Origin of the sequence: Thermosynechococcus sp. OHK43, assembly GCF_014466085.1 — a bacterium.
In the GTDB taxonomy this organism is placed as follows: domain Bacteria; phylum Cyanobacteriota; class Cyanobacteriia; order Thermosynechococcales; family Thermosynechococcaceae; genus Thermosynechococcus.
In genome coordinates this window covers 1-9,182 of the sequence record NZ_JACOMP010000070.1, presented here as the reverse complement: position 1 = coordinate 9,182, position 9,182 = coordinate 1, and the positions used below count along the sequence as shown (strand labels likewise).

General features: G+C 53.1%; 9 protein-coding genes. 2 read left to right on the top strand and 7 right to left on the bottom strand.

Annotated features, from left to right (window positions below):
* The 7 genes from H8Q75_RS03040 to H8Q75_RS03010 form a co-directional block, all read right to left on the bottom strand.
* The coding region (locus tag H8Q75_RS03040) for a type I glyceraldehyde-3-phosphate dehydrogenase (protein ID WP_297040390.1) at positions 1-643 on the bottom strand (643 nt) is incomplete at its 3' end.
* A gap of 22 nt (positions 644-665) precedes the next feature.
* Positions 666-1,001 (bottom strand): rhodanese-like domain-containing protein, encoded by a 336-nt coding sequence (locus tag H8Q75_RS03035; RefSeq protein ID WP_024125500.1) that lies wholly within the window; start codon positions 999-1,001, stop codon positions 666-668.
* A 53-nt stretch (positions 1,002-1,054) separates the two neighbouring features.
* Positions 1,055-2,602, bottom strand: coding sequence for an NAD(P)H-quinone oxidoreductase subunit N (locus H8Q75_RS03030; RefSeq protein WP_297040383.1), 1,548 nt, complete (start codon positions 2,600-2,602; stop codon positions 1,055-1,057).
* A gap of 175 nt (positions 2,603-2,777) precedes the next feature.
* Positions 2,778-3,674, bottom strand: coding sequence for an LD-carboxypeptidase (locus H8Q75_RS03025; protein WP_024125498.1), 897 nt, complete (start codon positions 3,672-3,674; stop codon positions 2,778-2,780).
* Positions 3,671-4,027, bottom strand: a complete 357-nt coding sequence (locus tag H8Q75_RS03020) for a DUF2808 domain-containing protein (RefSeq protein WP_297040379.1) — start codon at positions 4,025-4,027, stop codon at positions 3,671-3,673. The genes H8Q75_RS03025 and H8Q75_RS03020 overlap by 4 nt, the downstream gene beginning before the upstream one ends.
* A gap of 3 nt (positions 4,028-4,030) precedes the next feature.
* Complete coding sequence (locus H8Q75_RS03015; protein ID WP_024125496.1) at positions 4,031-4,552, bottom strand: transcriptional repressor; 522 nt, start codon at positions 4,550-4,552, stop codon at positions 4,031-4,033.
* A gap of 227 nt (positions 4,553-4,779) precedes the next feature.
* Positions 4,780-6,606: a penicillin-binding protein 1A gene (locus H8Q75_RS03010; RefSeq protein ID WP_297040393.1), complete on the bottom strand. Its 1,827-nt coding sequence runs from the start codon at positions 6,604-6,606 to the stop codon at positions 4,780-4,782.
* 276 nt (positions 6,607-6,882) lie between these two features.
* Between H8Q75_RS03010 and tyrS the strand changes: the two genes are divergently transcribed.
* Both tyrS and H8Q75_RS03000 read left to right on the top strand, forming a co-directional pair.
* Positions 6,883-8,109, top strand: a complete 1,227-nt coding sequence (gene tyrS, locus H8Q75_RS03005) for a tyrosine--tRNA ligase (RefSeq protein ID WP_041429812.1) — start codon at positions 6,883-6,885, stop codon at positions 8,107-8,109.
* A gap of 505 nt (positions 8,110-8,614) precedes the next feature.
* Positions 8,615-9,182: pitrilysin family protein (locus H8Q75_RS03000; protein WP_365970601.1), on the top strand; the 568-nt coding region annotated here is incomplete at its 3' end.

Below are 9,182 nucleotides of genomic sequence, written 5' to 3'. Positions count from 1 at the left end.
CTCCTGTAGAAGCCGGAATAATATTTTGGCCAGCGCCGCGGCCGCCACGCCAATCCTTTTTGCTGGGGCCATCCACGGTGGGCTGGGTAGCAGTGACGGAGTGCACGGTGGTCATCAAGCCCTCTGCTAAGCCAAAGCTTGCGTGCAACACCTTAGCAACTGGGGCTAAGCAATTGGTTGTGCAACTGGCATTGGAGACAATGCGATCGCTCGACGGGTCAAAGGTATCATGGTTAACACCGACAACAATCGTTTTCACCTTATCGGCATCCTTAGTGGGGGCTGAAATCACCACTCGTTTGGCACCAGCTTGTAAATGCTGAGCCGCCCCCTCATAGCCCGTAAATAACCCGGTGGACTCAACGATATAGTCTGCACCAACGGATTCCCAGGGCAGTTCTGCTGGATTGCGAATGGCCGTACAGGGAATGAACTTACCATCAATTTCAATACCCTCCGCTGTGGCCTTGACGGTACCTGGATAGATGCCATGGGTGGAATCGTACTTAAAGAGATAGGCTAGGTTATCCGCAGGCACGAGATCGTTAATGCCAACAAACTGAATATTGTCGTAGGCAAGACCCGCCCGTAGCACCAAGCGGCCAATGCGGCCAAAGCCATTAATACCGACTCTCAACGTCATGAAAACTCTCCCAAATTATCCACTAGTAACGGGGAAGGGTTGGATCCACTACCGCAGCATAGGCATCAATTCCACCAACAATATTCTTGACATTGCGAAACCCCTGCTGAATTAACCAGTGCCCCATCTGGGCAGAGCGTACACCATGGTGGCAGAGCACCAAGGTTTCCCGGTCTGGATCAAAGAGCTGACAAATTTGGGGCGACCATTGGGGAAACGCGCTCAAGGGCAAAGGCGTAAAGTGAGGAAGATGGGCGATCGCCCACTCCTCGGGTTCCCGCACATCAATGAGTTGCAAGGTATCCGCCTCTGTGGCTAGGCGTTGCGCCAATTCCACCACTGTGACTTGTCCTAGCATGGTTTTACCCTGATTCTAGGAGGATAGATGGGGGATCGGAATTGAAATCATCCTTAAGATTTGCCTGCCGGCGCTAGAGTTTGGTAAGTGACCGCCATAACCCTTGGTTGATTAGCCAGTTGGGGCACATCCAATACTGCCGTATTCACCAAGTTGAAGAGGGGATTGGCCAAGATGCCCGCTAAGGAGGTGGCAATCACCGTCATTACCAAACCCACCTGCAAAGGTCGCAGACCAAAACTTGACCAAGAGACTGCGGGATAGTTGCGCACCGCCTCTGACATTTCTTGGGGCTCCTTGACCACCATCATCTTGACAACGCGGATGTAGTAGTAAATGGAGATCACACTGGTCAATAGACCCAGCAGCACCAGACCATAGGCACCTGCTTGCCAACCGGCCCAGAAGAGGTAAATCTTACCAAAGAAGCCCGCCAGGGGCGGAATCCCCCCCAGAGAGAGCAAACATAGGCTCAGGCCGAGGGTCAGGAGGGGGTCTTTTTGATAGAGGCCCGCATACTCACTAATTTGATCGGTGCCGGTGCGCAGGGAGAACAGAATCACACAGGTAAAGGCACCAAGGTTCATGAAGAGGTACACCAGCAAGTAAAAAAGCATACTGGCATAGCCTGCCTCAGTGCCCACGACAAAACCAATCATCACAAACCCGGCCTGACCAATGGAGGAGTAGGCGAGCATCCGCTTCATACTGGTTTGGGCGAGTGCCACCACATTGCCGAGAATCATGCTTAGGATCGCCAGCACCGTAAAGATGAGTTGCCACTGATCGGTGACACTGGGGAAGGCCAAGGTCAAAAAGCGAATGGCAAGGGCAAAGCCAGCGGCTTTGGAACCCACCGAAAGAAAGGCAACCACAGGGGTAGGGGCACCCTCATAGACATCGGGCGTCCATTGGTGAAAGGGTACTGCGGAAATTTTGAAACTAATGCCGGCAATAACAAACACTAAGGCCACGACAAGGCCCAAGGATTCGGAGGACAGGGCTTGGGCAATGGCTGGCAGTTGCGTGTGCCCACCGGAAAGGCCGTACAGTAGCGATGAGCCATAGAGGAAAATGGCAGAACTGGCCGCACCAATCAGGAGATATTTCAAGGCGGCTTCGTTGGAGCGGCTATCGCGCTTTGTATAGCCTGTGAGCAGATAGGAGGCAATACTCAGGGTCTCTAGGGCCACAAAGATAAACACCAGTTCTTGGGCACCGGCAATGAACATGCCACCCACTGTGGCCGTCAACAGAATTGTCATAAATTCGCCGAGGGAACTGCCCGTTTGCTCAACATAACGAATGGACATGAGAATCGTGCCCAAAGCGGAGAGGGCAATCAGTCCCCGGAAGAAGAGGCTGAGGTGATCGGAAATAAAGCTGCCAAAGAAACTGACGGTTGCGGGCTGAGTCCACAGGGGAATCATCGTGGCGATCGCCCCCCCTAAACCAACAATTGCAAAGTAGGGTGTCCAGCGATCGGCCTGACGTCCCTGAATCAAATCTGCCAACAGGACGACAAGCAGCGCCACAATCACGATGGTTTCCGGCAAAATGGTGCCTGCATTGAGCTGTCCAGCCAGTGTCACCAAATCCATAACTCTTTACGTGCCTTGATGGAATCCCCCATATCTTATCACTCAGATTTTCATTTCATTGTTTACTCGCGATCGGCTTGTGCTTATAGGTTCGATTAGTTTTGGCCCCCCTTAACAGCGGCGCATCGGGTATTTCGATGCCTTGTCAGCTTGTGATTTACTTGTTGTCAGCTTGTCAGAGTAATAGCCGCAAAGAACCGCGATCGCCATCTAGCTCAGCCGCCACCCCCACTGGTAATGTGGCATTGACCCCCTCATGGCCAAACGGCAAGTCACTAACAATGGGAATTCCCAAATCCCCCAAGCGATCGCCCAAAACCTCAATCAGCCGAAAATTCGGTTGCGTGGTGGGATCCTCACAACGACTAAAACGGCCAAGGGCAATCCCCTTGATCTGATACAACGCTCCACTACGGCGCCACTGCGTCAGCATACGGTCAATGCGATAGGGGGCTTCACCCACATCCTCTAGGGCCAAGATCACATGCTCAAAAGGCGGGCAATCAGGTGTGGCCAGTAAATGAGTTGCGACCGTTAAATTTCCCACTAAGAGGCGCCCCTGCACCACACCGCCCCCCCAACCGCTTCCCCATAGGGGCTCTAGGGGCTTGCCCTGGACCAGATCAAAAAGACGCCGCTGACTCCAAAGGGGCTCTTGCGCCAGTGTGGTGAGGACTGGACCATGGACGCCGGCCACCCCTTGGGCCGCATAGCTCCACAGAAGAGCCGTAATATCTGAAAAACCAATTAGCCACTTTGGGGGTGCTGAAGGCCACTGCCACTGCTCCAACAGACGAGTTGCCCCAAATCCCCCTCGCCCGCAGAGAATACCCTTAATAGAATTATCTTGCAATAAGTGCCGTAGGCGATCGCGCCGCTGTTGATCAGAACCCGCAAGGTAGCCCCAGCCTGCAAAGTCAGCCTCATTAACAATGACCTCATAGCCCTGGGCTTGCCAACAGGCCACCCCCTGCCAAAAAGTTTCCCCTTGGCGCAGAACACCACTGGGAAAGGCGACGGCAAGGCGATCGCCCGGCTGCAGGGGAGGCGGTAATGTTGCAACAGCGGTCACGTTAGCAAAAAATTAGAATTGCGGTAAAATTGCAAGCCACCCGTGGCGATATTTTGACCCAAGGCGCGATCGCCCATAAAAGCACAAAGGCGTTGGGGCAACCAGTAAATGGTCTCAATGCCCGGCGGTTGCTGAATCTCAAGACGGGCAAGGGGGTCCCCTGCGGTGGTCGGTATCCGAACAACGAAGTTGTAGGTGGTATTCCTGAGCCACACTTGAGGATAGTGGGTATGGGCTTCAAGAACAACTTCAACACAAACAGGGGGCTGATCAAAGGCCATCTGCCCATGGGGAAACTCCACCCCCAGAATGTTAGGGATTAAAACAAGGGCAATCCCTAGAGGCCGTAACATCCCCTATTTACCCCGCGAGGGGGGTTCCGTCCCGTGGGCGATCGCGCGACTACAGACCCAGTTTTCCGGCAGTCCCGGGTAACCGCGCCGCAGCGCCTCTGGACAAATGGTATAGATCGTCAGTTGGCAATCAATCAGTTGCAGACCATATTTCTCCGTTTGCTTCAAGGCCTGCTTGAGAATGGAGTCATTATCAAACTCAATCGTGTGGTTGCATTGTACACACACCATGTGGTGATGGTGATGCGGAGACATGGTATTTAATTCGTAGTGCTTGTGTCCCTCAGCAAGTTCCAACTCCCGCAGAATACCCATCCGTGACATCAACTTCACGGTACGATAAACGGTGGATAAACTAATGGAGTGTCCCTGTTTGCGCAGCTCATGGTGCAGGTCCTCAGCACTTAGGTGATTGCCCTTAGGCAGATTTTGGAAGATATTGAGAATGGTTTCTCGCTGTGGCGTCAACCGCCAACCCTTCTCATTCAGTTCCGCCTTCAAGGCTGCTGCTGTATAAAGTGGCATAGGAGATTCGCTTGATCTGCCGGTATTGGTTTGCATGATAGCCGACAACAAGTGGCATTTGCAACAACCAGAGCTTATTGAGAATAATTACAATGGTTTTACTAGACTTTTTGCCAATGAGTTGCAACGCCCAACCAGCCCCCATAACCTACGCGGCCTCCGCCAATGCCAAGATCAATCCCTGAACCGCTTCACCCTATGGGGGATCGGGAATTGCACCAGCAGAGTTAATTTTTTTGCCGCTGCGGCTTGGGTCGCTGGAACTTCGACATCGGGGTAAAGTCCTCCACAGGCACATCCTTGAGGGCCTGAGCCATAAAATCTCGCCAAATGGGTGCCATAAAACCACCCCCCGTTGCCCCCTGCCCCAAGGGCGCATAGTTGTCATTCCCTGCCCAAACAGCCGCCGAGAGTTGCGGCACATAACCAACAAACCAAATATCCCGCTCAGAAGAGGTGGTGCCTGTTTTTCCTGCGGCAGGCCGGCCAATGTTGGCTGCTGTCCCTGTGCCACTGGTGATCACACTCTGCATTGTGTTATTTAGGGCGGCGGCAGCCCAAGGATCAAGCACGAGTTTGGGGCGCGGTGTGTGATCCAACAGCAAATGACCGTTGTTATCGGTGACTTGAATAATTGTTGTCGTGGGAGATTGCCAGCCATTATTGGCGAATGTGGCATAGGCAGCGGCCATTTCCAAGGGGGTGAGATCCACCGCTCCCAAGGGCAGGGAAACCACCGGCAGCATTGGACTGGTAATGCCAAGGGTACGGCAAATTTCAATTACGCGCTCAATGCCGACCTCTTGGCCAAGGACAATTGCGGGAATATTGCGGGACATGGCCAAGGCCAGGCGCATAGACATTCCACCCATAAATGAGCCATCGTAGTTGCGAGGCACATACCATCCGTCCCCATCCCGGTACCGCACTGGCGAGTCGCTAATGATTGAATCGGGGGTATATTTGCCACTGGCATAGGCGGCATAATAGACAAAGGGCTTAAAAGCAGATCCCGGCTGGCGCAGGGCTTGGGTAGCTCGATTAAATTGACTGCGGCTGTAGTCTACTCCCCCCACCAGCGCTTTGACATAGTGGGTACGCGGATCCACGGCAGCTAAAGCTAACTGATCTGCACGCACACCACTGGCTTGCAGGCTTTCATATCCCCGTCGGATGGCATCTTCCGCCATTTTTTGCATTTTGAGATCAAGGCTGCTTTGCACCCGCATGCCACCACGAATGACAGCTTCACGGCCAAATTGGCGGGTCAACTCCTGCAACACAGCATCGGTAATCCAAGGGCTACGACTGCGCTGGAAGGAGGTAATTTCCCCCAGCTTGATGGGTTCTTGGGCAGCGGCAGCAGCCTCTTGGGGGGTAATCCAACCCAACTCCACCATCCGCTCCAGCACCAATTGCTGCCGTTCCTTGGCGAGATCAAAATCCACAAAGGGGCTATAGGCTTCTGGAGCTTGAATAATCCCAGCCATCATCGCGGCTTCGGCAAGCGTGAGATCTGCGGCATTTTTTTTGAAGTAGCTTTGGGCTGCAGTTTGCACGCCGTAGGTGTTATGTCCCCAATAGACCTGATTGAGGTACATCTCCAAAATTTCGTCTTTGCTGAAGAGCTGCTCGAGGCGCATGGCCAAAACAGCCTCAGCTACTTTACGGCTCATGGAGCGATCGCGAGACAAAAAGAGATTTTTAACCAATTGCATCGTCAGGGTAGAGCCGCCCTGCACGGTACGCCCAGAGGTAAGGTTGACCATCAAGGCACGGGCAATACCAATGGGATTAATACCGCGATGCTGGTAGAAACTGCTGTCTTCGATCGCCAGCACAGCCAGCTTCAGATTGGGGGAAATTTCGTTTAGGGAAACGACTTCGCGGTTTTCTTCATCGTGAAGGCTCACAAGGAGTGTGCCCTTGGCATCGTAAATGTGGGTGGTTTCAGTGGGGACATAGCCCCGTAGCGATCGCACATCCGGAAGATTCCGAAAGCTAATCGCTAGGCCCAACAGGCCACCTCCAATAGCCGCACACCCAAAGGTCATCCCCACCAGGAAGGTGCGGTTAGCAATTCGCAGTACCCCACGCCAGAAGTTTTCATCTTGGGGGCGGGTTTGGGAGGGATGTTTGCCAAGGGTAGTGGTGGACACGATAATCGCTGCCTCAGGCCTATTATTTTTTGCTTCGTATACGATTTTTTATTTGGATAAAAGTCGGGAATGGCAAAATTGCCGCGCGATCGCCATTGATTGCTATCATAGCCATCCTAGACCAGAAAATGTCCTCACCCCAATAAATGCCCATAAATGCCCAATCAAATGATGTCTTCAGACCTTGAGGCCACCATTGCACGGCTCCAGCGCGGCGTTGTGGAAACGTTCCCCCATGTCCCTGATTCCGCCAAACCCGAGGAAAATCTCTGGGCCTATTTGCGGCAAACGCAACGCCCGCTCCGAATTAAGTTTGGCATTGATCCTACCGGCAGTGAAATTCACCTCGGTCATAGCATTGTCCTGCGCAAGCTGCGCCAGTTTCAGGATGCGGGGCACTGTGCCGTGCTGATTATTGGTGACTTTACGGCTCAAATTGGCGATCCCACGGGGAAGTCGGAAGTACGCAAACAACTCAGCCCTGAGGAGGTAGCAGCCAATGTGCAAACCTACCTTGAACAGGTGAGGCCGATTTTGGATTTTGAGACCCCCGGCCGCTTAGAAATTCGCTACAACTCAGAGTGGCTTGCCAAACTGGATCTGCGCAAAGTGCTTGAGCTTTTAGGAACGATGACCGTGGGCCAAATGCTGGCCAAGGAGGGATTTGCGGAACGTTACGCCAAGGAAACGCCTATTTTTCTCCATGAGTTTCTCTATCCGCTGATGCAGGGCTATGATTCGGTGGCGGTGGCCGCAGATGTGGAATTGGGGGGAACCGATCAAAAGTTTAATATTGCCGTCGGTCGCGATTTACAGCGTCACTTTCGTTTGCCAACCGTGCAATTTGGCCTGCTGATGCCGATCCTAGTGGGTACGGATGGGGTACAGAAAATGTCCAAGTCCCTTGGCAACTATGTGGCGCTCACGGAGTCGGCAGCCAGTATGTACTCCAAGCTTGAAAAAATTCCCGATGCTTTGGTGAACCAGTACATTGAGTTGCTTACGGATTTGCCTTTGGACAGTTTGCCCGCTCATCCTCGCGATCGCCAGAAGGCCTTAGCCCTAGAAGTGGTCAGTCAATACCATGGGCGAGAGCTGGCCCTGCAAACCCAAGCAGAACTAGCGGCGATCGTCACCCAAGGGCAAACGGCACAGGCGGGATCAATTCCAGAGTATTCCCTTGGCGAGTTTCAGTTTCCTGTAAAGCTAACCTACGTGCTCAGTCACACCAAGCTCTGCCCCAGCAGCAGCGAAGCACGGCGGCAAATCCAAGGGGGTGGTGTCCGGCTCAACAGTGAGAAAATTACCGATGTGGATTTTACCCTCACCGCGCCAGAACCCTACGTCAACCAAGTGCTGCAGGTGGGCAAGAAAAAATTCCTGCGCTTTGTGCCCTAGGCGTTTTTTTCACCCGCTCTGCCAAGATTCATTCAAGATAGAGAGAACCTGCGGGGCAACTAGCAGATGGGTGATCAGGAATTTCAAGCCAAGGTCCTTAGAGAGTGGCTGGCCTGGGGCGCAGATGTGCCGAAAGCAAACAGATGTACTTTTCTTCCTCATCTTCAGACGGACTTGCCCAAGCTCCAAGGTGATGGAAGTGAGTTGGCAAGGGTACAAGTTTGAAGTCTATCTGTGCGATCGCCTGGTGTGGATGGCAACAACGATGAAACAACAATCGCAACAACAATAACAACAATCATGATGGCGGCAGCATCAGGGGTGGTTCTGGCGAGTCCTTCTGCGGCGATGAGGACTTCTGGGAGCGCGATCGCCCCCCAAGGCAATTAAAAGGCAATTCAGTGAAACAATGATCCTAGGGCTCACTCCAAAATTCGTTAGAATCTTCTTATTTGTTGGCTTGATGCTCTTGAGTACCAGTTTAGCTGTAATTTTTCCCCTGGCCATGGTAGAAGGACTCGGTAGTGGCGTGACCAAAACGGTCTTAGATAATGGCCTGACCGTTCTGATTAAGGAAATTCCCACGGCGCCCGTTGTGAGTTTGCAGGTGTGGTATCGCGTGGGGTCTCGCCATGAACCCAAGGGAGAAAACGGGATTGCCCACCAGCTAGAGCATCTGATGTTTAAGGGGACCCAAAGCCGACCGGTGCAGTTTGGGCAACTATTTTATGCCCTGGGCAGTTCTTCCAATGCCTTTACCAGCTATGACCTGACGGCCTACCACCACACGGTGCGCGCTGACCAACTGGAGCCACTGCTGATCCTTGAAGCCGATCGCCTGCGCCATACCCTCATCACCCCCGATGCCCTTGAAAGTGAAAAGCGGGTGGTGATCTCGGAGCTGCAAGGCTATGAAAATAGTCCTGAATATCGCCTCAGTCGTGCGGTGCTAGCGGCCCTCTATCCCAAGCATCCCTACGGCTTGCCAGTGGGGGGAACAGCCAGTGATGTGGAGCAGTTGACGCTACCGGCAGTCAGGGGTTTTTATCAGCAGTACTATCGCCCCGATAATG